Origin of the sequence: Corynebacterium sp. LK28 (assembly GCF_014335105.1) — a bacterium.
GTDB lineage: Bacteria > Actinomycetota > Actinomycetes > Mycobacteriales > Mycobacteriaceae > Corynebacterium > Corynebacterium macclintockiae.
In genome coordinates this window covers 18284-44427 of sequence record NZ_PDGZ01000013.1, presented here as the reverse complement: position 1 = coordinate 44427, position 26144 = coordinate 18284, and the positions used below count along the sequence as shown (strand labels likewise).

Below are 26144 nucleotides of genomic sequence, written 5' to 3'. Positions count from 1 at the left end.
TCCGGCGGGGGTAGCGCTATCCCAGCAGTGCGTCGACGAAGCTTTCAACCTCGAACGGCGCCAGGTCATCCGCACCTTCGCCGAGGCCCACCATCTTCACCGGAACGCCGAGTTCCTCCTGGACCTGGAAGACGATGCCGCCCTTGGCAGTACCGTCCAGCTTGGTGAGCACCACGCCGGTGATGTCCACAACTTCGCGGAACGTGCGCGCCTGCATAAGGCCGTTCTGGCCGACGGTCGCATCCAGCACCAGCAGCACCTCGTCGACCTTGGCCTTCTTCTCCACGACGCGCTTGACCTTGCCCAGCTGATCCATCAGGCCCACGCTGGTGTGCAGTCGGCCGGCGGTATCGACTAGAACGACGTCTACGCCTGCCTCGACGCCCTTCGCCACCGCGTCGAAGGCTACGGAGGCGGGATCCGCACCCTCGGCGCCGCGTACTGTTTCTGCCCCTACTCGACGCCCCCACGTCTCCAACTGGTCAGCCGCAGCTGCGCGGAACGTATCGGCCGCGCCCAGCAAAACCTTGTGCCCCATGCCGATGAGCACGCGGGACAGCTTGCCGGTGGTGGTGGTCTTGCCAGTTCCGTTGACGCCCACCACCATGATCACGGCCGGCTTGCCCTCGTAGGGCATGGCCTTGATAGAGCGATCCATGTCGGGCTTGCAGGCATCAATCAGAGCCTCGCGGAGCATGCCGCGGGCTTCTTCCTCGCTGGACACACCGTTGACGGCGATGCGCTCGCGCAGGTCCTCGACCACCTTCAGTGTGGTTGGGGTGCCCAGGTCAGCCATGAGGAGGGTGTCTTCGATCTCCTCCCACGCGTCCTCGTCGAGGTCACCGGCGCTGAGGATGCCCAGCACGCCGCGGCCGATGACGTTCTGCGACTTGGACATGCGTCCGCGCAACTTGCCCAGGCGACCCTGGACGGGTGCGATCTCCTCGCGCTGCTCGGCTGGAGCTGGCTCTGGCTCTGGGGTTGGCTCGGGCTCTGCGACAGGCTCGGGTTCTGGTTCTGGCTCCGGTTCAGCGACGGGCGCCGGGGTGGGCACTGCCTTCGGAGCCTCGGGCTCAGGAGTGGCCTCCGGTTCAGGAGTCGGTTCCGGCTCAGGGGTGGCCTCCGGTTCCGGGGTTGGTCCCGGTTCAGGAGTCGGTTCCGGTTCAGGAGTTGGCTCGGGAGCTGGCGCGGTCTGCTTCAGCTCCTGGTCGGGGCGCAGTTCCGGCTGCTTCTCTGGCTGCTTCTCGGCAACGGCTGCACCGGCGCCACCACCGGCGGTGAAATTGAATCCACCCTGCGCCTGATAATCGCCACTACTGGGCTTCTTCTGCTCAATCTCTTCCTTCTTCTCGAAGGAGATCTGCTTGGCCTTCTTCCGGCGCAAACCTAGGACAACCAGCAGCGCCACGATGATGGCCAGAATCAATAGTCCAATGAGGACCCACATCAAAACACTATTCATGACCTCCAGTGAATCAGAACTTTGCACATAATGTCGTGCTCAGCACTGACGTGTACCAAGTTTCACTTCGACCGGCATAAGATAAGCCTTCGTGATCGAGTTCATTCGCGAAATTCCCCTCACGGGTACATGGCCAGAGGTTGTCACCTGGGCTGTGATTCTGGCGGTTCTCTCCGCACTCTTCTTCGCCCTCCCCTCAGATCCCCCGGGGCGCCGATGGCGCGCAGTCCTGTGGTCCCTCGCCGTCACTGTCGTGCTCACCGGCGCCGGGCTCGCAGTCTTGATGTTGGGCACCACCACTCCCTGGTCGGAAATCGGTTTCCGTCTACTGCTGGGTGCAAGCGCGCTGATCCTCGCTGCAAACATGGCGGGTTGGTGCGTGGGGGCATCAATAAAAAAATCCTGGACGATCCTGCTAGTAGCGCTACTTGCCGTGGGCGCAGTGGCGGCGGCGAACCAGTCCTACGAGCTATACCAAGACGTCGGCGAGGTAGACCCCGTGGAACTGCGCACCTTCCACAGCGTGGACGAGCTACCGAAAGCACCGGCCGTACCGTTGAAGCAGTGGCGAGGAACCAAGCACCCCGATTTGCCTACAGAAGGCAGCATGCTCAACGTCTCCGCACCGAAGAAGGAATCGGGATTCCATGCGCGGGATCTGCGGGTCTACCTGCCACCGGCATGGTTTAGCTCGCCGCGCCCCCAGCTGCCGGTGTTGGTGCTGCTCGCAGGCATCCCGGGCGATCCCGACCAGTGGTTCGATTCGGGACAAGCTACCGAGATCGCTCGCCGGTACCAACAACAGCACGGTGGTGTAGCCCCAATCATCATCTCCGCAGACGCGACGGGCGGTACCTGGGAAAACCCAGTGTGTACAGACTCCAACAAGGGAAAGGTGCAGACCTTTCTCACGGTCGACCTGCCCCGCTGGGTGCAACAGCACCTGTCCCCCAACCCGGATCAGCACACGTGGACGATCGGCGGGCTTTCCTACGGCGGCACGTGTGCCTTCCAGGTGATCACCAACCACCCCGACAGCTACGGCAGCTTCGTCAACATCTCTGGCGAACGCACCCCCGACGACGGCACCAGCCACGAATCCACAGTGCAGAACTTCTTTGGCGGTTCCGAGGACAAGTTCAAGGCTCAGAACCCCGAAGATCTGCTGAAGAAGCGGACCTACCCGCGGACCGCGGGCATGTTTATCGCCGGCCGGGACGATAGCTCTGCCAAGGCGGCCCTCAAGCACCTGCAGCCGCTGGCCGTCGCCGCGAAGATGCAGGCCAGCTACCACGAGATATCCGGCGCGCACAATTTTAAGACCTGGCGCGGAGGGCTGAACCTGGCCTTCCCGTTCATTGTCCGCCGGGGTGGGCTGGAAAGCTAAGGACCTCGCGGATCGATCGGCCCGTGAGGAGCATGATCAGCCGGTCCACGCCCAAGCCCAAGCCGCCGGTCGGCGGCATGCCGTTTTCGAGGGCGCGCAGGAAAGCCTCGTCGACCTCCATCGCCTCCGGGTCGCCGCCAGCGGCCTTCAACGACTGCGCCTCGAGGCGGTCGCGCTGCTCCAGCGGGTCGGTGAGCTCCGAGTAGGCCGTTCCCAGCTCCACGCCCCAGGCCACCAGATCCCAACGCTCGGCCACACCGGGCTGGCTGCGGTGCTGGCGGGTCAGGGGCGACACGCTAGTCGGGAAGTCCGTATAGAACGTCGGCGTGGTGGTGGTGCACTCCACCAAATGCTCATACATTTCCTGCACCACTTCGCCGGCATCCCAGCCCGGCTGCACCGCAATGTCACGGTCGGTGCACAGGGCCAGCAGCTGTTCGAAGTCCGTCTCGGGCGTGATGGTCTGCCCCAGACGCTCGCTAATGGCGCCGTAAACGGTCTTCACCGGGAAGTCCTCCGCGATGCTGACCAGCTGGCCCTCCGGGTCCATCACCACTGGCTCGCCGTAATAGGCCGTGGCGGCGGCCTGGATGATCTTCTGGGCGACTAATCGCATGGATTCGTAATCGCCGTGCGCCGCATAGGCCTCCACCGTGGTGAACTCCGGGTTGTGGGTGGCATCCACACCCTCGTTGCGGAACACTCGCCCCAGCTCGTAGACCTTCTCCGCCCCCTGGGTCAGCAGGCGCTTCAGGTACAGCTCCGGCGCGATGCGCAGGTACAGGTCCTGGTTGGCCGCATTGCTGCGGGTCTTGAACGGCCGCGCGTTCGCACCACCGTGCACGCGCTGCAAAATCGGGGTCTCAACCTCCATGTATCCCAACCCGTCCAGGGTGCTGCGGATCGCCGCGTTCACCACCGACCGGGCACGCAGGCGCTGGTTGACCTCCCCGATGCCAGCACCGCGGCACTGCAATGGGTGTAGATCCTTCGCCTCCACCGTGATGTCCTCCACCAGAAGCGAAGGCTCGCCGGTACGGGATTCCCCGCGCACACCCGTCGCCGCCACCAGGTCACCCAAGTCGAGCGCGCGGATCTTCCAGGCCAACTGCTCCCCCGGGACCTCGACCAGGATCTGGCAGGTGCCCGAGGCATCCCGCAGTTCAAAGAAAATCACCCCACCAAAGTCGCGTTTGGCCACGATCCGGCCGGATACGCGCAGCGGACCGCCACGGTGGGCGTCACTACCATTGCCTTGACCTTCGGCAACCTCCGCGCACCGCACAACCGCAACGGCACCAGAGCCAGCGATAGGGTCAGCAACGGGCCAGGGCTCCGCCCCAGCTTCCCGCAGCGCCATGGCCTTCTTGATGCGCACGGCCGTTTGCTCGCTGGCGGTCTGCTTATTCGCATCCGTCACCTGCTCCACGTAGTTCAGCGCTTGGGCTGCCTCGGGCTGGCTGGTGGCTGTGGATGTGTAGCCGCGGTGCTCTTCGCTGCCGCTGCGGTTGAACAGGCTGCCCATGGTCGGCACGAAGCCCTCCGCAATGCCGGAGGCCAACCCGACTCGCGCCATCGACAGCGAATCCGGGTAGCAGACATAGCGCGGAATCCACACGGGCTTGTATTTCTGGTTCGACCTATAGAGGGTCTCCATCTGCCACCACTTGGACAGGTACGTCAAAACCCGGCGCGCTTGCCTCCGCACCGGTCCGACGGCCACGGCATCCTCGCTGGCGAAGAGCTCGCGGAACACGGCGAAGTTTAGCGATAGCTTCTGCAGCTTCGCCTCGGTACACAGCGCCACGATCATCGTTTCGACCGTGCCATTCGGGGCGCTGGGACTGCGGCGCATCAGGTCCAGCGACGCGCCGCTGAGCCCCCAGGGGATAAACGACAGGACCGCCACCGTTTCCTCCCCCACCAGCGCTTCGGCCAGCAGGCAGTCTTTGTCCTGCGGGTCGCCGAGTCTGCCCAGGGCCATGGAAAAGCCGCGTTCGTCGGTCGTATCGCGCCACTGGTCGGCCAGTGCCTCGACCCGCTGCATCTCTTCGGCGCTGAGTTCGCCGTGGCGGCGGATCCTTACGCGCACACCCGCCTTCTGTGCGTGCGCGCGGGCCTGGCGCACCTCGCGCAGCTCAGAGAGGCGGAAATTCTGCGTGTCGATGACGGCCTCGTCCCCCAGGTGGATCGAGCTCAGCCCATGCCGTTCGTACGCTCTGGTCGCTGGTTCGGACGCCCCCATCACAGCCGGAACCCATCCAAACGAGCGCGCACGGTCCAGCCAGGCGGAGATTGCCTGATCCCAGTACCTCGGATCGCCAATCGGGTCGGCTGACGCCAAGCACACGCCGGCTTCGATGCGATAAGTCACCGCTGCCCGACCCTTCGGTTCATAGACGACGGACTTGTCGCGCCGGGTGGCGAAGTATGCCAGGGAGTCGTTGGTGTTGAAGCGGCGGATGAGGGCTCGCAGTGCTGCCTCGTCCTCCGGGCCGATACCGTATTCGTCGCGGTGCGAGCGGAGCAGAAACAGCCCCGCCAGCAACAGCACGACCGCGGCCAGGGCCGATACCAGGAAGCTGACGACCTTCGGCGGTGTGCCGGCGACGTGGGCGTGGTTAAACAGGGAGAACCCGGCGGAGTGGTTCAACGACCACAGCGTGCGCGTTTCGGCGGATAGGTTCCCGTGGAACACGTTAACCAGCACCAGCGCGATGAGGAACACCACGACGGTGCCAACCAGCCACGTTAGGAATGCGCCGAGGATTGCGCCCTTGACGGTGTGGGTGAAGAAATCCCTGCGTTGCCTGAGCATCAACAGCAGCAGCAGGAACTGCACTCCCATACCCGTTACAAACAGGGAGTGTGCCCACTGCGGGACCGGGTCGAAGTACTGCGGCAGGCAAAGAAGTAGCACGTTGCTGACGTTGAGGATCAGCAGCGCTGCCACGGCCACGACCCAGGCGGCGCGCTTCGCTTTGTACAGCCCCACTCCCAGCACTAGCAGCGCCGCCGACCACGCCACCGAGGGCACAGGCACTGGCAGGAAGACGTTATCCATCACCACCAGCATCTGTCGGACATGCACGCGGGCGGCGCTGGAGATGCTGAGCACCAGTGCCATCAGCGCATAGGCGCACAGGATGGTGCCAATGAAGCGGGGGAAGAACGCCTGTGTCGCTAGCGGGTCTTTCGCGGCGCGGCCCCCTGCGCGGGTCCGCAGCTTTGGTAGGTTTCTGCGATCAACATTCACCCAATGAATTATGCACGCTGGGTTACACAGTCGGGCCGAACACGCCGCGCACCATCGCATCTGCCATCACAATGTCGCCCGTCACCAGATCCGGCACTAGGCGCGCCATGGCCGCCCACCCCGGGTAGGCATCCAGCAGTTTGCCCAGGCTGGACATCTTCTTGTGCGCGTACATGCGGGTGGCTAGCGCGAAGACCATGGAGACGACGGGCGCCAGCGCCCAGCGGTTCTCCGGGGTATCCGTATCCACGCCCTCCAGCTTGTCGAAGCGCACGCGCGCCGACAGGTACAGCTGGCGGTTGGCGGACTTAACCTTCCGCAGCAGCGTGACGGCGGTCTTCATCAGTTCCGGGTCGCCCAGCAGCGCGGACAGTTCCTGCCGCTTGTTAAACGTTTCGAACACCGCGATCAGGCGGCTGTTTTCGTCGCTCAGCGCGCCCGGTACCACGCCCGCCTTGCCGAAGAACATGTCCAGCACGGCCTGCTGCTGTGCCGCGTCCATGTGTGCGATCTGCACGGTGGTGTTGTCGATGCAGGCAGTATCCAGCGAGACATCGCGCCCCGTGTCCAGCGTCTGCACGACCGCTTGCCCGGCGACTTGCTTGAGTTCCTGGCGCAGGCGCTTGTCCTTCGCCTTCGCTTCTTGGGTCTGTGCTTCTTGCGCTTCTAGTTCTGACGCCCCCTCCGGGTCCACCAGCGACAGGTCCCCCAGGATCTCGAGGGCTGCGATCCAGGGCGTGTTCGATCGTTCGGCTTCCGCACCCACCAGGGTGGAATGCACCAGCCCGGACAGGATGAATTGCGCGGGTCGGTCCGCCGCCGGAACCAGGGACTGGGACATGGCGTGCACGGATTCGCGCGGGTTTTTGGTCAGCGCCGTGCGCAGGTTATCCAGCACGTCGAAGCGTCCGCGAAGCCAGCCTGCCCGCACGTCCCACAGGGTAGACAGTGTGGCCGTGTCGCTGGGCAGTTCCGTGGACTCTCCCGCCAGGAATGCGGAGAGCTTCGCCCACGGATCCTCGTCCGCGCCTTCACTGTGGGCTCCGAAGTAGCCGGTGGCCTCTGCGACCGCACTGTGCTGGCCCGCCGCTACGGGGGCGCGGAGGTAGTTGAAGCGATCCCGGCCGAACAGCTGCACGCTCAGCGGGCCGGCGCCCACCAGCTCGGCGGGCAGGGTACCTTGTGCGATGGCCCCGCCTTCTGCTCCCGCGGGGGCAGCTGCCAACTCGACGAAGGTCGCCGGCTGCCAGGGGGCGGTGTTCGGCCAGACCCACGCACCCGCACCGGGAGCCCCGAAGTTCACCGGAACATCCGGCGCGTCGCTAGTGATGGAAAGTGCCGCCCCGTCGACCGTGGCGGAGTAATCGAAGCTCGGCACGATGCGGGCCAGGCGCACGCTCACGCGGCGATCCTCGACGAACTCCAGCTCGATGGAGCCGGAGGTCAGGGTCGCCAGGGAGGCCTCGGCCTCGGCCAGGTCCACGAACCAGGTGACCTCGTCGATTGTCTGCAGCTTCAGGGTGCGCACGGGCGAGCCGTGGTGGTTGCGGATCACCACGCGGGCGTCCCCCATCAGCGCGCGGTTCTCTGCCTTCGAGCCCATGCCGGGGCGGAAGCCAGGGCGCACGCGGAAACGGGTTTGCGTGTCGATGGAACGGGCGGAGACCTCAATGGGGTCGGTGCGCCACATCGGATCCTCGCCCTGCATCGTCAGCTGATAGCGCAGGCGCGAGGGCTTCACGATGACGGGCAGCGCATCGCCCGCGTCGGTCTCCACGATTGTCGTCGTGAAGCGATCGGTGGGGCCGAGCTTCTGCGGAGGGATCTTCTCGAAAGGCTTGTCCCCCGGCAGCAGGCGCACCGTGACAGGGCTCAGGCCGCCGGCCATCGGCAGGCGCGTCTGAGCGCTGGGGCCGCTGAAGTCCATCTCCAGGGAAAGGCCTTCCACCAGCGCGTATTCGTGGCGGAAAGATTCGTTGCGGGGGCCGCGCAGGCGCACCAGGTACTCGCCTACCCAGGGGCTTTCCCAGGCCTCGGGGTCGAAAACGTCGAACAGGCCACCCTCAGCCGGAACCTCCAGCGGTTCCTCGTCCGAGACTTCCTCGCCCGTTTCGCCGGGCCCGGCGTAGGAGGAGACGGACAGGTACCAGGTCTCCGCCGCGCCGGAGATCGTCGGCGGGAACTCCACCTGCAGGCTTTCGCAGTGGATCACCTTGCCACTAGTCGTTTCCACGCCTCCAACTACGTCGTCGGGCTCGACGAACTGCACGCGCTGGCGCGGGTCCACCGCGCGCACGCCGACCATGGACGGGCTGTGCTCGCCGGGCTTGGCGATGTGCAGGCTCAGGGATTCGCTGAGGTCCAGCAGTCGGATTACCCACCCGTTCCAGCTCTTCATCGGCTGTTCTTCCAGTACCGGAATTTCCGTGCCGGTCACCGGATCCACGGCGGTGGTTTCGGCGGGAACGACAACGTAGACCTGCTGGTGGTGCAGGGAAACTCGGCCGGTCAGATCGGCCCCGCGGATGGTGAACACCAGCACCGGATCATCGTTATCCACCAGTGGCAGCTGCCAGTGCTGCCCGTCGTTGGCGTTGCGCACGCTGACCTTGCGCAGTGGCTGGCGCACCGGGATGTCCAGGATCTCCGATACGGCCCGCCCCGCGTTGTCGGCGTGCATCGTGCGGAAGGCCGCGGGCGCGCCGTCGAAGTCGACCCGCCAGCGCACCTCGGTGTGTAGCTTCCCGTCGACCTCTAGGGGCTGGGCGGGCAGGCGCAGAACCACGCGCTGTCGCAGCGTGTCTAGCTGCAGGCGCGGCTGGTCCTCGCGGTGCGCCACGCCTACGCTGTGACGCCGATCTTCCGTTCCCACCGGCCTCTCACGCAGCTCTTCGATCACATCCTCGAGGATGAGTGCTGGCAGCTCCACCGGCGGAAGGGTGTACTCCCAGGATTCCGGGTGTGCCGCGGCGTGGGTGACGATCTCCACGATCGGGGCAATCAGCTTCGCCGCGGTGTCCGGCAGCGTGGCGCACAATGGCCCCACCTGCCGGGGCTCGTCGGCCAGCTCGGCGACGATGCCGCGGGCGATCTCGGCGGCAATCTCGGAAGAGTCTATCTCCGTCGCGGCATCCGCGCCCTGCTGGCGGTGCCTATCCACCAGCTCGATTAGCTCCGGCACCCAGTCCGAGGCGATGCCCACGTGGGCGAACAGGCGCCCGAGCTCCCCATCCGGCCCGCCGGATACGCCGTCCATGGGATCCAGCCCAGCGGCGGACAGTAGCTCCGCGAACCGCCCCTCGATCAGTTGGGTACGTGTGGGCGTCGGCTCCAAACCAAGGCCGTACCAGTACTCCGCTGGCAGTTCCGAGACCTCATTGAACCGCGCGGCGCGGGACAGCAGAGTGGCGATCGTCAGCGCTGGGCAGGCCTCTAGCAGGGCCTTTTCGGTGGATCCAGCGGCGACCTGGCGGGCGATAAAGGTGCCGAAGAAGCGGGTAAGGCGCTCTAGCTCGTCGCCGTCGATATCCAGCTCCACGAAGAGCTCGACGTCCGCCAACTTCCCGGCAAGGGTCGCCTCCGTCGTCGATGCCCACGGCAGGAGGGAATCCTGCAGATCAGAGATCGGGCTGGTGTTAGCTGTTGCGCTGGCTGGACTCTTCTCGCTAGAACTCACGCGACCATCCTACGCCACCGTTCAGGCGGTCTTCTCGGGAGCCATCCTCTGCGAAATAACCCTGGTCACACCGTCGCCGCGCATGGTCACGCCGTACAGCACGTTGGCCACATCCATGGTGGGTTTCTGGTGGGTAATCACAATCAGCTGCGAATCCTTCCGCAGTTCCTCGAACAGGGCGATCAGGCGCCGCAGGTTCACGTCGTCCAGCGCGGCCTCGACCTCGTCCATCACGTAGAACGGGCTCGGGCGGGCCTTGAAGATCGCCACCAGCATCGCCAGGGCGGTCAGGGACTTCTCGCCACCCGACAGCAGCGACAGGCGCTTGACCTTCTTGCCCGGCGGGCGGGCTTCGACCTCGATGCCGGTGGTCAGCATGTCGTCCGGGTCGGTCAGCACCAATCGGCCCGCGCCACCCGGGAACAGGGTGCTAAAGACGTGCGGGAAGGCGACCTCGACGTCCTCCCATGCCTCGGTGAACAGCTGCAGAATCGTGGCATCCACGTCGGCGATGACCTCGTGCAAGTCATTGCGCGCCCGCTCCACATCGTCCAGCTGCTGGGCCAGGAAGTTGTAGCGTTCCTCTAGCGCCTTGAACTCCTCCAGCGCCAGCGGGTTGACCTTGCCCAGCGAGTTCAGTGCCTTCTCGGCCTTCTTCAGCTCGGCCTTGGTGGCGGCTGCGTCGAAGTCCTCCGGCAGCTCCTCGGCTAGCAGCTGTTCGGCGGTGAGCCCCAGCTGCTCCATCGCCCCGGCCACGGCTTGCTCGATCTTCACCTGCGCCTGGGTGCGCGCCAGCTCGGCGGTGTGTGCGTTGTCGTTCATGCGCCCCAGCTGCGCGGTCAGGGCGGAGACCTTGTCACGCTGCTGCGCCATCGTGGTCTGCCACTGCTTGTGTGCATGCTCGGTCTGCGAGCGGTTGGCTTCGGCGGTGGCCAGCGCGTCGGCGATGCGGTCGGCGATTCTCTGGGATTGTTCGCGCACGCAGGTCGCCATTTCCCGGGCAGCGGCGCGACGGGCCTGTTGCTGCTGGTGGTGTTTGCGCGCGGCTTCTTCCGCCCGGGCCTGGCGGCGTAGGTTCTCGGCCTTGCCGCGGGTGGATTGCGCGCGTTCCTCCGCGGTGCGCTGCGCCAGGCGGGCTTCCATTTCCATGGCCTTGACCTGGGACAGGTGCAGCGCTGCGGCATCGCGCTCGGCCGAGGAGGGCTCGGTCGTGTGGTCCTCGTCGTCCACGCGCGCCACGCGGTCGGCTAGCTCGTCGAGTTCCTCGGTGGCCTTCGCCAAGCGCTGCTCGGCCGATTGCTGTTCGGCGGTACTGCGCTCTAGTTGCCTCTGTGCCGCGTCGCCCTGCTTTTGCAGCGCGCCCAGGCGCTTGGCTGCCGCGTCGCGCAGGGCCCGTTGTTCCTGCTCCGCTGCGCGCGCCGCAGCCGCCGCGGTACGTAGGTCGCTGGCCGCGTCGAGCGCACCGGACAGTGCGGCCTGCAGGTCGCCTAGTTCCTTCTTTTTCTTTGTGACGCCCTCTGTTTCCGCCGCGATCCTATCCGCCAACTCGACAGGGGTGGTCCCGCCGGATCCACTGGCAACCCACCCGGCGCCGTAGACGGAGCCGTCCTTCGTCACCGCGCGCAGGCGCGGGTCCGCGGCCACGACCTTCCTGGCTTCCGCCGCACTATCCACCGCCACAACGTCCACCAGCAGGGCGGTCAGGGGGCGCAGCAGGTCGGCGGGGACGTCCATCAGATCCAGCAGCCAATTGCCTGCGGAGACGTCGGTATCCAGGCGGAACGTCGCGCTGGCGTCCCCTTCCGGAGCCGTCGGGTCCAGCAGCACCGCCCGGCCTTCGCGGGCATCGGTGAGGGCGGAGATGAGGGCGTCCGAAAGAGGGGCAACAATTCCCGAGCTTGCCGCATCGCCTAAAACGGCGGCCGCGGCGGCACCCCATCCGTCGTGAATGTGCAGCTGCTCGGCCAGGCGGCGGGTGGCAATGCCCGCCTTGTCGGCGGCGCGGACGACCACCGCAGCGCCGTCGGTGGGGGTCAGCCGGTCCTGCCAGGCGGCAATCGTGGCCTCGGCGGTGGCTATGTCGCGCTCCAGCTGCAGCTGTTCGGCGCGCAACTGTTCGGCGCGCTCCTCCGCGCCTGCGGCCTCGCGGTCGGCCTGGGCGCGGGTTTCCTCCAGGTCACTGCCGGAGGCTTCGGTCTCGCGCAAGGCTTCCTCTGCCTCGGTGATGTCCTCCAGCAGGCCGTCGAGGGTTTCCTGTTGCTCGGCGGCGTTGTCCTGCAGGCGCTCGACCTCCGCGGCGGCGTTGTCGCGCTGGGTGGCGGCAGCCTCGTGCTGGGCCAGCAGGCGCACCACGCCCTCGCGCCGGTCGGCAATAGCACGGACCTGGGCGAAGTGTTCCTGTTCGGCGGCGTGGGCGGCCTCCTCGGCCTCGGCGACCTGCTCGGCGATCGTCTCCAGCTTGTCCGCGGCGATCTCCACGTTTTCTTCCAGCTCGGCCTGCTCCTCGGCGGCGCGCTCGGCGCGTTCCAGCAGCTCCTGTGGGTCGGGGCCGGACCATTCGGCGACCTGCGCCTGCTCCGCACGGTCGCTGGCGATGCGCAAGGTGGCGGAGTTCTTCTCCTGCACCGCGGACAGCCGGTACCAAAGGTTCTTCGCCGCCTCGGCTTCCTCCAAGGCGGTGCGCAGTTCTTCCTCGGTCACGGCCAGGGTCTCGCTGTGTTCCTCCAGCTCCGCCTGCAGTTCGGCGCGCTGTTCGGCCAGCATCTCACTGCGCCGCGTGGAATCGCTGAGCTCCTCGGATAGCTGCTTAACCTTGTGCGCGGCCAGCTGCACGCGCGTGCTGCGGATGGTGGCCTGCACGGCGGAGGCCTTCTGCGCGGCCTCTGCCTGGCGCGCCAACGGCCCGAGCTGTTTGTGCAGCTCGTCGGTCAGGTCGTGCAGGCGGTCGAGGTTGGCCTGCATGTTGACCAGCTTGCGTTGCGCCTTTTCTTTTCGACGCCGATGCTTCAGCACACCAGCGGCCTCCTCGATGAAGGCGCGACGCTCCTCGGGGCGGGATTCCAGGATCTGCGATAGTCGGCCTTGTCCGACGATCACGTGCATTTCGCGGCCGATGCCGGAGTCGCTCAGCAGCTCCTGGATGTCCATCAGGCGGGCCTTGGCGCCGTTGATCTCGTATTCCGAGGCACCGTCGCGGAACATGCGGCGGGTGATGGAAACCTCGGAGTATTCGATGGGCAGCTTGCCATCGGAATTGTCGATGGTCAGAGTGACTTCCGCGCGCCCCAGTGGCTTGCGGTCCCCCGTTCCGGCGAAGATGACGTCTTCCATCTTCCCGCCGCGCAGGGTCTTAGCGCCCTGCTCCCCCATGACCCAGGCCAGGGCATCCACGACGTTGGATTTTCCGGAACCGTTCGGCCCCACCACTGCACAGATGCCCGGCTCTAATTTCAGGGTCGTCGCGGACGCGAAGGACTTGAATCCTTTGAGCGTCAACGACTTTAAGTGCATTGCCTGATGCTATCAAAGCGCTACAGCGCTCAGTAGCTAGGCAGCGCTCTGTGCTCTAAACACCCAGGTGTTTTGTAGGACAAAGTTCAAAACCGTGGCGACCGCCTGGGAAACGAACCACGACCAGAACAATATGTGAGGCATCTCTGTTGCCGAGAGGCGCATGAGGGCGTCGACAAGAACCGCCGCTAGAAAGCAGATGGTGTAGACCACCGCAGCGCGAGCCTTCTCAGCGTTCGAACGATCCCCCTGGAACGTAAAGAAGCTGTTGAGGTAATAGGCAACGGTACTGCCCACAATGTAGCTGCAGGCACGAGCGACGAAGCCGATGACTCCGAGGTTGAGCAGCAACGTCCTCGTCCCGAAGTCAAAGCACGCCCCCACCACGCCCACGAGTGTGAATGCGCCGATCTTCTTGGTTAGTGCGGGCAGTTCCATCCGTAACTAGCTGGTAGCCCCGTTGTGGAGCTCGCGGCGCTGGCACTCCGGATCCGTGCCGTCCCAGCACTCGACGTTCTTCAACTCCGGCAGACTGTCGCGGTGGAAGATCGGATCCACGCCCGCGGCCTTCTGCTGGGAGAAGTCGCGCAGCAGCTTGATAGCCACGCCACCCAGCGGGACGATGGCGCAAAGGTTGATCAGAACCATCGAGGCGGCGAAGGTGTCGGCCAGGGACCAGACCAGCGGGACGGTGCCGATGGCGCCGCCGAACACGCAGAGCACCACGAGCACGCGGAAGATGTTCAGCTTGGTCTTGGACTTGGTGAAGTACTCCACGTTCGCCTGTGCAAGGTAGTAGTTGCCCAGCACGGAGGAGAACGCCAGGAAGAACAGGATGATCGTGATGAAGTGGGTACCCCACTCGCCCACCTGAGCGGATAGCGCGCTCTGGGTCAGGTTGGCGGTCTGCACGCCCTCGCCGTAGGCCGGGTTGGACAGCAGGATGATGAAGGCGGTGATGGAACAAACCACCAGCGTGTCGAAGTAAACGCCCAGGGTCTGCACCAGGCCCTGCTTGACCGGGTGGGATACCGCCGCGGTGGCGGCTGCGTTCGGGGCGGAGCCCTGGCCGGCCTCGTTGGAGAACAGACCGCGGCGCATACCGTTCATGAACGCCGCGCCCAGGGTAGCACCGGCGATCTCCTTGATACCCAGGGCGTGCTCCACGATAGTGCCGAACATAGCTGGCACCTCGCTGATGTTGATTGCCAGAACCAGCACGCCCAGCAGGATGTAGGCGGTGGCCATGAGGGGCACGATCACCTGGGTTGCGTTAGCGATACGCTTCACGCCACCAAAGATCACCAGGGCGGTCAGCAGTGCCACCAGCAGGCCAACGCCAACCTTTAGCCATGCGGCATCGGGTGCGATGTTGGAGTTCAGGGCGTGCAGGGACGAACCCGCGGCCTCCGCGATGGAGTTGGTCTGCACCGCGTTGTACACAAAGCCATAGGTGATGGTGATGGCGATGCCGAAGACCAGTGCCAGCGGCTTCGCGCCCAAGCCCTTCGTCATGTAGTAGGCCGGGCCTCCCACGTAGCCGTCCTTGTCGCGGGACTTCCACAGCTGGGCCAGCGTGGCCTCCACGAAGGCAGTCGCGCCACCGACGAGGGCGACCATCCACATCCAGAACACTGCGCCCGGCCCGCCGAGCGTGATGGCGATGGCCACACCCACGACGTTGCCTGTACCCACGCGCGAGGCAGCCGAGATGCTGAAGGCCTGGAATGCGGAGATGCTCTCGCCGCTCTTGCCGACCGCGGGTTCCTTTACCGAGCGGAACATGTCCGGCACCATGCGTAGCTGCACCAGCAGGGTGCGGATGCCGAAGTAGGCGCCGGCGGAGAGCAGGAAGACGGGGATAATCTTCCAAATATTTTCGTTCAGCGTATTCGCAACGAAATTTTCAATCATTTCCATGGGAAAAAACTTACCCGAAACGATTGCTATCTTTGACACTGAGCACAATAGTGCGTGGATCTGCCACCGATCACAATGCGCTTGATCAGTGACCCACACCTCTTGCACGGCTCTCCGCCGCGCCCGTACACCTTCAGGGAACGCGAGAAATAGCCCGATGCTCCATTGACGTTGACGTACAGCGAATCAAAGCTGGTGCCGCCCTGTTCCAGGGCGCGTTCCATCACTTCCGCCGCCGCGTCCACGATCCGGTGCAGCGTGGGCCTGCTCAGCAAAGCGGCACTGCGCCGCGGCCGCACGCCCGCCAGAAATAGCGCCTCATCGGCGTAGATGTTGCCGATACCGGAGACAACCTCCTGGTTCAGCAGCACCGTCTTCACCGCCGCACGCTTGGCCTTCATCCGCTCCACCGCTTCCCGCGCATCGAAGGCGGGCTCTAGCGGATCGGCGGCGATGTGGCGGACGTTGTGGGGTAAAAATTTTTTGGACGCCCCCTCGGCCCCCACTCCCCACGGATCCGGCACGGCTTTTTCCAGCCGCCACTCGCCGAAGGTTCGCTGATCCACGAAGCACAGCTCGCGCCCATCGGATAGGCCAGCCCGGATGCGCACGTGCGGGGACTGCACCTGGCCGGGGTCGGCCACGAGCATCTGGCCGCTCATGCCCAGGTGCACTTGCAGCAGGAGGTCTTGGCCAAAATCCAGCCACAAAAATTTTCCGCGGCGTTTGACGGCGGAGACGGTGGCGTCACAAAGAAAAGAGACAAGCGCATCCGGGTCGCCGGAGCGAACGGCGCGCGGGTGACAGACCTCGACGTCGGTAAAGCGACGGCCGACGAGGTGCTCTTCGAGGCCGCGGCGGACAACCTCAACCTCGGGTAGCTCAGGCACGCTCTTTAAGTTTTTGCACGGCCTGCTTGGCGGCGGCGTGCTCGGCGACCTTCTTGGTGTGGCCTTCGCCGTGGGCGACCAGGTCGTCGATGGTGACGGTGGCGAAGAAGGTCTTGTCGTGCTCCGGGCCTTCGCCACGCACCTCGTAGGTGGGCAGGGGCAGCTTCATGTCGGAGAGCTTCTCCAGCAGCACGGTCTTCCAGTCCATGTTCAGGCCAGTCGTGGGAGCCTCGGTGATCATGTCGGAGAAAATACGCAGCACTGTGGCGCGGGCGACTTCGAAGCCGTGGTGCAGGTAGATCGCGCCGAGCATGGACTCCACAGAGTCCGCCAGGATGGAGTGCTTGTCCTTGCCGCCGGTCAGCATTTCGCCGCGGCCGAGCAGGATGTACTCCCCCATGCCCAGGCGACGGGCAACACCGGCCAGGGCGTACATGTTCACCACGCCGGAGCGCATCTTGGAGATATCGGATTCCGCACGCTCCGGGAATTGGCGGTACAGCTGCTCTGCAACGGCCAGGCCCAGGACGGCATCGCCGAGGAACTCCAGGCGTTCGTTGTTCGGCAGATGGCCGTTTTCGTTGGCGAAGGAGCGGTGGGTCAGTGCCAGGCGCAGCAGATCATCTGGCAGATCCACGCCCCAGGCTTCCAGCAGCGGGGCGTGGTCGGACTTGCCATAGGCGGCGTTGAGGGCGGCCTCGCCGGTCAGTCGGCGTTTACGAGCCATGTGGTTTTAGGGTGCCTTTCCTTTTTAGAGGTTCTTGAACTTTTCCAGGCCAGCCCAGCGCGGATCGGGTTTGTCCTCGTCGTCTGCCTCTTCGCTGATGCCGTCCGGGCTCGGGGTATCCTCGCGGCACTCGGCGCCGAAGTCGGTGCACACGGGGCTGAACGGGGCGTTGAGCCCGGCTTCGTTGATGACCAGCTGGGTGATGTCGATGGCGTTGTCGTGGACCAGCAGCGGCTCGTCGAGTTCTTCCTCGGCTTCGTCGTCCGCGCTGTCTTCGGCCGTGATGAAGTCCGGGGTCAGGCCGAACACGTCGCTGATGGAGTATTCCAGGGTGGTGGAAAGATCCTGCAAGCAGCGCGAGCAGGTGCCCGTGGCCTCGCCGCTGACCTGCACGGTGGCCATGATCGCCTCGCCCAAGTTCGCCAGGGTTCCATGAACTTCGACGGGCGCGCCCTCTGCTACGCCCAGCATGTTGCCGCCCCACGGTACTGGGGACGCCCCTTGGGCGTCGACCGGCTCGCTGAGTCCAGTAGGGATATCGCCGACTGCAAGAACGAAGGGGTTACTCATACCCTTCTTTCTACCCGGTTATCGCTGCTGACGGTAACCGTGGGGGTCGGAATCGTTCTGGTAGCCGGCGGTGCCGTTCTGGTAGCCGGAAGCACCAGCGCCCTTGCGCAGTGCGGAGCGATCCCGGTTGACGGTACGCAGCGTAGTGGTGAGGGTGTCTTCGAACTCGGCCAGGGTGGAATCGACGTAGCGGTCGCACTCGGTGCGTAGGCGGTCGGAATCGGCGTGGGCGGATTCGATGATGCGCTTGGCCTCGGCCTCTGCGTTGCGCACAACCTCGGACTCGGAGACCAGGCGGCGCTGCTCTGCCAGGCCTTCGTCGACGGAGCGCTGGTAGCTGGCGTTACCTTCACTGACCAGGCGCTCGGCCTCATCGGCGGCGCGACCGGTGACCTGGTCGTATTCGCGGCGAGCATCGCTGACCAGGCGGTCGGCCTGATCCTCTGCCTGCGCGACGGTGTTGGTGGCGCGTTCCTGGGCATCCTGGAGGATCTGGTCGGCGCGGTTCTGTGCGTCCTGCACGATCGCATTGGCTTCAGAGTTGGCGCTGGAGATGGTGGCGTCCGCCTGATCCTGCGCGTCCGCAACGATGTCGTCGCGGTGGTCGAGGACGTCCTGCGCATCGTCCATTTCGATGGGAATTGCGTTGCGCATTTCGTCGAGAATGTCTAGGACCTCGCGCCGCGGAACCATGCAGTTGGAGGTCATGGGCACGCCATAGGCCTGCTCCACCATTTGCTGTAGGTCATCCATACCCTGGAATGTTTTGTACATGGCTCCCACCATGCCATCACTTGACCTCAACTACAGGTTTAGACACGGCTTTTGGGTACGGCTTTGGGCGAGTTAGCCGCGGAACTTCTCCTCCACCGCCTCAACCACCGGCTCCGGCAGCAACCCGGACACGTCCCCGCCGTACTTCGCTACCTCCTTGCACAGGGTGGAGGACACGTACCCGTACTCCGGGGAGGTCAGCAGGAAGTACGTCTCCGCGCCCGACAGGCGCTTGTTCATCTGCGCCATCGGCAGCTCGTATTCGTAGTCCAGGGAGCTGCGCAGCCCCTTGACCATCGCCTGAATGTCGTTTTCCTTCAGGTAGTCCACCAGCAGCTTGTCCCAGGTATCCACCGTGATGTTCTTCGGCCCGTCGGGAATGGCTGCAATGGATTTCTCGATCAGCTCGATACGCTCTTCCGCGGTGAACAGGCCGTTCTTGTTCGGGTTATAGGTCACCAGAACCACGACCTCCTCCCAGTTAGCCGCAGCGCGCGTAAAGATATCCAGGTGTCCCAGCGTGATGGGGTCGAAAGATCCAGGGCAAACTACTCGCATGCCAACCAACCTAACCTTCGCCCCGCCAGATCGCCATGTCGAAGCGGGCGATGCCGTAGGTGCGCTTCTTTAGCTTCTGCCCGGTCGGCTCGAAACCCTCCGGCCACGCGGTCTCTGGTGAGGCACTATTGCGTTCGATCACCACGACGGCGTCACTAGTAAGAACAGGAATGAGCGCCTCCACCATTTCAGCGACAGCCTCGTCGGTGAGCTCGTAGGGCGGGTCGGCCAGAACCATTGTGTAGTGGTTGCGCGGAGCTCCGGCCAGGAAGGATGACGCCTTCGCCTCCACGACCTGCACCTTCGCCTCAGGCACGACGCGCGCGTTGTCCTTGATCACCTTGATCGCAGCGGCGCTGTTATCGACGAGCGTGACTTCCTTGGCCCCGCGGCTGGCGGCCTCCAGTCCAAGGGCGCCCGAGCCGGCGAAGAGGTCCAGCACGACCTCGTCGACGAAGCCGAAACGGACCTGCAGGGAGGAAAACAGTCCCTCGCGGGCGCGGTCAGCCGTGGGGCGCGTGCCCTCGCTGGGGACCTTGATGCTGCGGCCGCGGGCGGTGCCGGAGATGATGCGTGTCATTGTTTTTAGGTCCTGCCTAACTGTTGTACCGGGTGAGGTTCTACGTGCAGCATCACGTCCCCGCCGTGCACGTCCACGTAGTCCTGAGAGTTCGTCCTGCGCACCACCCCGGGCCCCGGCGCGAGCACGGGCGCTTCCAGCTTCAGCGATTCCACCGTGCATAGCGCGTCGCCGGTATCTACGGGTTCGCCGTCGGCGACGAGGAAGTGCACGACTCCCGCGAATGGGGCACAGATTTCCATGCCCCAGAGTCTAGCAATGCAGTGTCTCGCTCTTGGCGGCTAGCTCTTTTCGATGTAGTCCTGGTCGTCAATCTCGATGTCCACCACCAGCGAGCGCGCCAGCTGCTCATCGTAGGCCACCAGCGCCTCCGCATAGTCGCGCGCCGATTCAATGATCTCGCCGTCGGTGCTGAGGTCTAGTAGTGACGCCCTTCGCGCCGACCGCCCCGACTGGTCCTCGCCCAGGATGTCTCCCTCGGTGCGCATCTTCAGGTCCTCCTCGGCCAGGCGGAATCCGTCGTTGCTGTCGGCCACCACCTGCAGGCGGTGGAAGGAGGGACTATCCGGCGCGGCGGTGGTGTGCAGCAGGCACAGCGAATCCCGCCGCCCGCGGCCGATGCGCCCGCGCAACTGGTGGAGTTGGGAGAAGCCAAAATTCTCGGCCTCCAGGATCATCATCATGGAGGCGTTCGGCACGTCCACGCCGACCTCGATGACGGTGGTGGCGACCAGCACGTCGATCTTCCCGGCGGCGAAGTCCTGCATCACCCGGTCCTTGTCGGCGGCGTCCATTTTGCCGTGCAGCATGGCCACGCTGCAGCCGGGGAGTTCCTGCGTGGCGATGCGCTCGCTCCATTGTTCCACGCCGGAGTAGCCGTCGATGCGGGGCGCGACGACGTAGGCCTGCCCGCCAGCGTCGATTTCCTCACGCATGCGTTGCCAGGCCCGCCGCACCCAGTGGTATTTGTCGGCGGGCACTACAACCGTTTCGATGTCCCCGCGTCCGCCGGGTTTGCCGACCAGCGTGATGGGCGTCAGGTCGCCGAACATTGTCATTCCCACCGACCGCGGGATCGGGGTGGCGGTCATGACCATCATGTGTGGGGTCGCGTCCACCGGCGCGGATTCCCGCAGCTTGTTGCGCTGTTCCACGCCGAAGCGGTGCTGTTCGTCGACGATGACCATGCCCAGGCGATAGAACTCCACCGAGTCCTGGATCACCGCGTGCGTGCCCACCAGGATGTCGGTCTGCCCCGACACCAGATCCAATAGCGTGCGCTGCTTGTCGGCCTGCTTCTGGGATCCAACCAGCACGGATACCCGCACGTCGGTGTTTTCCAGCATCTTCACTAGGTTGCGGGCGTGCTGCACGGCCAGGATCTCCGTCGGCGCGATAAATGCGCACTGGTAGCCGGAGTCCACGGCCCACAGCATGCTGATCAGCGCGACCATCGTCTTGCCGGAGCCGACCTCACCATGCAGCAGCAGGTTCGCCGGGGTCGTCCCACCCAGCCGGGATCCGATGTCCTCCAGCGCCATTTTCTGTCCCGCGCTGAGGTCGAAGGGCAGCCCCGCAATGAGCTTCCCCACGTTCTCCCCCGGCGCGAGTGCCACGCCGGTGCGCTTCGTGGCGTCACTACGCCGCAGAGCCATGACCAGCTGCAACTCCAGCGCCTCGTTGAACTTCAGCCTGCGCCGGGCGGGTTCGGGCCCGGCCTCGGTGGGCTGGTGAATGTGCCGCAGTGCGTCGGCGAAGCTGATCAATGGCCGCCCCTTTCCGTCGACGGGCCAGGCGGGCGCGCCGGGGTTGCGCCGTGGCAGGGGCAGGAACTCGCCGGGCTCGTCCATTACCCGCAGCACGTGGTCCATCACGCCCAACATCTCCGCGGTGGAGGTGCCGGGGCGGCGCTTGTAGCCCGCCATCCACGGCTTGGCCAACAGTTCCTGCGCGGCGGTCTCCGACCCCATGACGTCCACGATGGTCTTCAGCGGCCCGAACATCCCGAACTCCGCATCCAGGGCGGGCAGGATGGATACGTAGCTGGGGTTTTTGAGCTCCCACTGGCCGTTGAACTCGGATAGCTTGCCGTGCAGCAGCATCATCGAGCCCTTCTTGATGCGCTGCCGGTGGTAGGCCACGTTCCCGAACAGTGCGGAGCGGAAGTTCCGCACGCCGTCGGTGAAAGTGAAGGAAAGGAACTTCCGCGGACCGCGCCCGGAGAGGTTCTCCCGCTCAGTGGCATGGAGGATTTCTCCGGCGCACGTGTACTTCTCCCCCACGCGCAGCTCGTCCAGACTCTGCGGCGAGCCGAGCCGCGCGTAGGTTGTTGGGAAGTTCAACACCGCATCCGCGATCGTCTTGATCCCGGGTTTATCCGCCAGCCGTTTGGCGCGGTCGTTGGAGATCGCTACCGATAGCGGGCGCGGGTCCTGCCACCCCAACATGGGCTATTCCACTCCGATCTGCACCAGGCGCGGGTCATAGTCGTTGCCTTGTAGTTCGATGCGGTGATCGTCGATCTGCACGTCCGGGTAGAGCTCCGCGAACGTGGCCTTGAGCCCGTCGATGGTCGCCTGATCGGTTGCCGGGGCACTCCACAGTAGAGTGACTAGCTCGCCGCCGTCGGCCAGCATGGAGCTCAGCGTATCGACCATGCCTTCTGGCGGGCAGGTAGCGTAGCGCTGCGCGTCTACTGCGTCTATCATCTCTTCGACATTGTCGTCCCAGTCCACCCCGGGATCGTTCACCGCCAGCGCCGCTAGGCCGCCGACCAGCGATTTTGTGTCGATGATGTCGATCTCGCGCGCGCCATCCAGCCCGCGCAGCACCGACATGTCCTGCCCGTTGGTCAGCACGGCGACCGGTCCGCTGCCCAGGTTCCGCATTGCTTCGCCCAAGGTTTTGTTGTTTGGTGACGCCACAGCCACAGCACCAGCGGCCTCAAACAACTGGGCGACTCCGCCGGTGGGCGTGAGCGCCACGATGAAAGGCCCGTGGTTTTCCGCCTTAGGTTGGCTGGTCGTCGGGGCGGGCGCGCCCTGGATTCCGGGGTGGCTGGCTTCCCCGTCGGCGGGCAGAACTTCGATGCGCAGATCGGTGACGGTGCCCAGTTCGAAGGCTTTTTGGATCACCGGGCCGGCCTGGTCGGTGTGCACGTGCGCGGTGCCGGCCTCCGGGGCCAGCGGCCCCACGATCACGGAGTTGCCGTGGGCCTCCAGCAACCCCCGCAGGGCATCCAGGTTCCCCTCGAAGAAGAACATCACTTCGACTTCTTGCTGGGTTCGGTCGTGGTCGGGCGTGGGGGCGTCATCAGTAAAACCAGCACCGTCCAGCACATCGACCAGGGCCTGCAGGATCACCACGAGGCCTTGGCCGCCCGCGTCGACAACACCCGCTTCGGCGAGGACGGGCAACTGGTTGGGGGTATCGGCCAGGGCCTGCTCGGCGGCGTGCAGCGCGCGGGAAGCGACGGCGGAAAGCTGCGGATCACCGTTGTGGGCGGCGGCTGCGGCGGCATCGAGGACGGTGATGACTGTGCCCTCGACAGGCGAGGAAATCGCCGCGCGGACGAAGCCCACCGACTGCGACAAAGTGTCGGCCACGGCGGCGCCGTCGATGTGCCCCTTGGAGGCGCTTTCGGCGAGGGCGCGCATCACCTGGCTGAGCACCAGGCCGGAGTTGCCGCGGGCGCCGCGGACGGCGCCGGTGGCCAGGGCGATGGTGACTTCGGAAAGGGTTGCGCCCTCCGGCAGCGCATCGACGGCCGCGACGGCGGTGGCCATGGTGTGGGCCATGTTGGAGCCGGTATCGGAATCCGGGATCGGGAAGACATTGAGGGCGTTGATGGCCTGGCAGTTCTCGCGCAACTGGCTGGCGGAATGCCGCGCCCACTGGGCGACAACCTGCGCGTCGAGCTGGGCGGGTGCCTGATTCACCGGCTGTGCTTCCGCCACCGGTTGCGCCTCTGCCTTCCTAGATTTCACTCCCACTACCCTAGCGAACCAGCCGGACAGCAGGGCGGTTTGCGGGATCGTGGCGCGTTATTCCTTCCGTGCCAGTGATGTAGATCTACCGCATCCATCACGAATCCAGGCGGGTGTTGACTTGCTTATCGTTCACCCAGAGAGCACATAGTCTCCATGAGAGTGCTGTAGACGGTACTCGGCTTGTTATCGTGCCACTCAGTGTCACTGTCGCGCTCGTCCTGGCTCAGCGGTTGAGCCGTCGGCTCGTAGAGCCACCACAGGTTTTGCCACGGATCAAGAAGTCTTGCGAGACGATAGCCACCGTAGAAGTCACTAATTGGAGTGACGACGCGGCCTCCTTCCTTTACAGCCCTATCAAGGCACGCCTGGGCGTCAGGAACGTAGATCTGCAGGAGGGCTGGCGTGAACGGCCAATTCTGCTTTCGATCACACAGCATGATGGTGGCATCTCCAACCATAACTTCCGCATGGATGATCGAACCATCTCGATCCGGCGTGCGAACATGGGCTGCTTCTCGACCATCGAAAACTGTTTCCACGAAGTGAATGAAGCTAACGGAGTCGGGGACGATAGCGAAGGGGTTTATTGTGTTGTGTCCAGTCGGGATTTTCAACGAAGTCATGTATACATAAAATATGAATACTTCGAGCAAAGTCAAGTACCGCCAAGGCGCCAGTTTCCTGTTGGCCACACTTGGACGCCGCGCCGAGAGAGCATGGGCAGCTCTCCTCACAGAGCAGGGAATTACCACCGCGCAGTTCACGGCCATGGCGGCGCTTGCGGAAGGCGAACGAACGCAAAACGAGGTAGCAATGGTTACAGCCGTTGACCCGCGAAACATCGGCGCCACAATCAAAAAGCTCACGACGGCCGGGTGGGTTCAAGCTCGATCAAACCCCGCCGATGCGAGATCGCGACTCCTGTGTTTGACACCCGCTGGCCAGCAGTGGTGGCACGATGTTCAGCCTGCCCTACGTCAAGGACGTGACTCATTTTTCCAGGGACTCACCCATCGAGAGTTGAACACTCTGGAAGACCTCCTCGGAAAACTGGAGGCTGCACAATCCGACAAAGCAACGAATGGACCCGGCCATCGTTGCTAGAGCCGCCAGTCGACGGGCGCACCGCCGGAAGCCTGAAGGATCGCATTTGCCCTGCTAAACGGTCGCGAACCAAAGAAACCACGATAGGCGGACAGCGGCGAGGGGTGCGGGGACATCACGCAGCGCTCCTGGCCAATGAGGGGTGCGAGCTGCTGGGCCTGCTTACCCCACAGGATCGCGGCGAAGTGCGGGTTTGCGGCGACTTGGCGGACGGCGACCTCGGTGATGGCCTCCCAGCCACGGCCGCGGTGGCTGCCCGCGTTGCCCGCCTGCACAGTGAGGACGCGGTTGAGCAGCAGCACCCCACGGTCGGCCCACGGGGAGAGATCCCCGTCGGCCGGGGCGGGCAGCCCGAGGTCGTCTGTGTACTCGGTGTAGATGTTCTTCAGCGACTTCGGCAGTGGTTCGCCCGCGGGCAGCTCCGCGGAAAACGCCAGCCCCACCGAGTGCCCGGGCGTGGGATACGGATCCTGCCCGACGATCAGCACTTTCACCTGGGTGGGGTCGGACTCGAAGGCTCGCAAAATTTTTTCTGGCGCGGGCAGGGTCTGCGCCCGCTGACCCTGGCCTGCCGCAGCTTGTGCCTCCTCCAGAGCACCGGCCAGCACCGACTGCAACCCCGGCAGGTACCACGCCGGGTGGATGCGCTCGATCAGCTGGTGTGCCTGCGCTTGTGCTTGTGCTTGTGCTTGTGCAGAGTCCATATCCACTGCCTACACCGACTGCCAGCCATGTGTAAATGGCGGGCGGCCACCGTCGACCAGTACGTAGTCCAACCCGCCAGCCGGGTCCTCCCCAACCTCCTCCGAGAGGCTACGCACAGTCCCGATGCGGCGGTAGCCGCTGGGCATGCGGGCGTCCGTAGTTCCCAAAAGAGTATGGTCCTCGCCGCCGGTGTAGATCCACTCCAGAGGGTTCTTGCCCGTCATCTGCGCCGCGTGCCGCAGCTTCTCGTCGGGCACCAGCGCCGCCCCGTCCAAGTCCAGGCACACCCCGGAACGCTCCGCGATGGCGCACAGGTCCACGATCAGCCCGTCGGAGTTATCGGTCATGGCGCTCGCACCCGTCGCCCGCGCAACAGAGCCACGTCCCGGCTGCAGGCGCGGGGCACAGTGCCAATCGGCCAGCTCGTTGAGGATCAGATCGTCGGCCGGGATCGCCTTGCGCGAACCATAGTGCCGCAGAATCGCCAGGCCGGCCGCGCTGTAGCCAATCGGCCCGCTGGCGATGATCCGTTGCCCCACGCCCGCGCCATCCAACGTCAAAGCCGCGGCCGGGCCGGAAAGTTCCCCCATCGCGGTGATGGAAATGACCAGGTCCTTGCTGGTCACAACGTCCCCGCCAACAAGCTCCGCAGCCCACGGCGATGCGGCCTCGTCGATCCCCCGCGCAATATCCGCCACCGTCTGCAGCGGCAGATCCCCCGGCGTGGCAATCGCCATCAGAATCGCCGTCGGCCGCGCGCCCATCGCCTGGATGTCCGCGAAGTTCTGCGTCACCGCCTTCACCCCGACCTCCCACGGAGTCGAGTAGTCGAACGTGAAGTGCCGCCCCTGAACGAGGATGTCCGTCGAGCACACGTGCCGTGAATTGGTACCGGCGGGTTCCAACACTGCGGCGTCATCACCATTAAGAGAACTCGGCGCGGCGTTGCGGATCGCCGCGATGGTGGCGGCCTCGCCGGCCTCGGCGACAGTGAGTGAAGTGCGCATGCAACAGTCTTTCCGTAGTGCGGTGTGCG

Annotated in this window: 20 protein-coding genes; 2 read left to right on the top strand and 18 right to left on the bottom strand. The window is 64.9% G+C overall.

The window, feature by feature from the left end; all coding sequences use genetic code 11:
• Positions 1-16: 16 nt before the first annotated feature.
• Entirely contained in the window at positions 17-1462 is a 1446-nt protein-coding gene (ftsY, locus tag CRD15_RS07920; RefSeq protein WP_187402312.1) for a signal recognition particle-docking protein FtsY, read from the bottom strand.
• A gap of 91 nt (positions 1463-1553) precedes the next feature.
• Here ftsY and CRD15_RS10245 point away from each other — a divergent pair, with 91 nt between their 5' ends.
• Entirely contained in the window at positions 1554-2849 is a 1296-nt protein-coding gene (locus CRD15_RS10245; RefSeq protein ID WP_187402311.1) for an alpha/beta hydrolase-fold protein, read from the top strand.
• Here the strand turns inward: CRD15_RS10245 and lysX are convergent.
• The 15 genes from lysX to CRD15_RS07840 form a co-directional block, all read right to left on the bottom strand.
• Positions 2818-6105 carry a bifunctional lysylphosphatidylglycerol synthetase/lysine--tRNA ligase LysX gene (gene lysX / locus CRD15_RS07910; RefSeq protein WP_370546945.1) on the bottom strand — a complete coding sequence of 1096 codons (3288 nt, stop codon included), beginning with the start codon at positions 6103-6105 and terminating at the stop codon, positions 2818-2820. The two genes, CRD15_RS10245 and lysX, sit on opposite strands and share 32 nt — an antisense overlap.
• Before the next feature lie 22 nt (positions 6106-6127).
• Entirely contained in the window at positions 6128-9781 is a 3654-nt protein-coding gene (locus tag CRD15_RS07905) for a hypothetical protein (protein WP_187402309.1), read from the bottom strand.
• Between the two features lie 21 nt (positions 9782-9802).
• The gene (gene smc / locus CRD15_RS07900; protein WP_187402308.1) at positions 9803-13291 is read right to left on the bottom strand and encodes a chromosome segregation protein SMC; all 3489 of its coding nucleotides are present in this window, start codon (positions 13289-13291) and stop codon (positions 9803-9805) included.
• A 36-nt stretch (positions 13292-13327) separates the two neighbouring features.
• Complete coding sequence (locus CRD15_RS07895) at positions 13328-13729, bottom strand: GtrA family protein (protein WP_043011913.1); 402 nt, start codon at positions 13727-13729, stop codon at positions 13328-13330.
• A 6-nt stretch (positions 13730-13735) separates the two neighbouring features.
• A complete protein-coding gene (locus CRD15_RS07890; RefSeq protein ID WP_043011911.1) occupies positions 13736-15211 on the bottom strand; it encodes a sodium:alanine symporter family protein in 1476 nt (491 codons plus the stop codon).
• Between the two features lie 26 nt (positions 15212-15237).
• Entirely contained in the window at positions 15238-16101 is an 864-nt protein-coding gene (gene mutM, locus CRD15_RS07885; protein ID WP_187402307.1) for a bifunctional DNA-formamidopyrimidine glycosylase/DNA-(apurinic or apyrimidinic site) lyase, read from the bottom strand.
• Complete coding sequence (gene rnc / locus CRD15_RS07880) at positions 16094-16828, bottom strand: ribonuclease III (protein ID WP_034976111.1); 735 nt, start codon at positions 16826-16828, stop codon at positions 16094-16096. The genes mutM and rnc overlap by 8 nt, the downstream gene beginning before the upstream one ends.
• Before the next feature lie 24 nt (positions 16829-16852).
• Positions 16853-17398 (bottom strand): DUF177 domain-containing protein, encoded by a 546-nt coding sequence (locus tag CRD15_RS07875; protein ID WP_070551591.1) that lies wholly within the window; start codon positions 17396-17398, stop codon positions 16853-16855.
• Between the two features lie 18 nt (positions 17399-17416).
• Positions 17417-18172, bottom strand: a complete 756-nt coding sequence (locus CRD15_RS07870) for a DivIVA domain-containing protein (RefSeq protein WP_034970425.1) — start codon at positions 18170-18172, stop codon at positions 17417-17419.
• A gap of 72 nt (positions 18173-18244) precedes the next feature.
• Positions 18245-18730 (bottom strand): pantetheine-phosphate adenylyltransferase, encoded by a 486-nt coding sequence (gene coaD, locus CRD15_RS07865; protein ID WP_187402306.1) that lies wholly within the window; start codon positions 18728-18730, stop codon positions 18245-18247.
• Positions 18731-18740: 10 nt separating this feature from the next.
• Complete coding sequence (locus CRD15_RS07860) at positions 18741-19310, bottom strand: RsmD family RNA methyltransferase (RefSeq protein WP_034991541.1); 570 nt, start codon at positions 19308-19310, stop codon at positions 18741-18743.
• A gap of 5 nt (positions 19311-19315) precedes the next feature.
• On the bottom strand, positions 19316-19552 hold the full coding sequence (locus tag CRD15_RS07855; RefSeq protein ID WP_187402305.1) for an acetyl-CoA carboxylase biotin carboxyl carrier protein subunit: 237 nt from the start codon (positions 19550-19552) through the stop codon (positions 19316-19318).
• 39 nt (positions 19553-19591) lie between these two features.
• Positions 19592-21757: an ATP-dependent DNA helicase RecG gene (locus CRD15_RS07850; protein ID WP_187402304.1), complete on the bottom strand. Its 2166-nt coding sequence runs from the start codon at positions 21755-21757 to the stop codon at positions 19592-19594.
• Positions 21758-21760: 3 nt separating this feature from the next.
• Complete coding sequence (locus tag CRD15_RS07845) at positions 21761-23296, bottom strand: DAK2 domain-containing protein (protein WP_043011903.1); 1536 nt, start codon at positions 23294-23296, stop codon at positions 21761-21763.
• A gap of 125 nt (positions 23297-23421) precedes the next feature.
• Complete coding sequence (locus CRD15_RS07840; protein WP_187402303.1) at positions 23422-23922, bottom strand: VOC family protein; 501 nt, start codon at positions 23920-23922, stop codon at positions 23422-23424.
• 13 nt (positions 23923-23935) lie between these two features.
• On the opposite strand from CRD15_RS07840, the gene CRD15_RS10240 reads away from it, so the two are divergent.
• Positions 23936-24403: a MarR family winged helix-turn-helix transcriptional regulator gene (locus CRD15_RS10240; protein ID WP_080716699.1), complete on the top strand. Its 468-nt coding sequence runs from the start codon at positions 23936-23938 to the stop codon at positions 24401-24403.
• Here CRD15_RS10240 and CRD15_RS07830 read toward each other — a convergent pair.
• A complete protein-coding gene (locus CRD15_RS07830) occupies positions 24400-25107 on the bottom strand; it encodes a uracil-DNA glycosylase (protein ID WP_187402302.1) in 708 nt (235 codons plus the stop codon). The two genes, CRD15_RS10240 and CRD15_RS07830, sit on opposite strands and share 4 nt — an antisense overlap.
• 9 nt (positions 25108-25116) lie before the next feature.
• Positions 25117-26115 (bottom strand): thiamine-phosphate kinase, encoded by a 999-nt coding sequence (locus CRD15_RS07825; RefSeq protein WP_187402301.1) that lies wholly within the window; start codon positions 26113-26115, stop codon positions 25117-25119.
• Between the last annotated feature and the right edge of the window lie 29 nt (positions 26116-26144).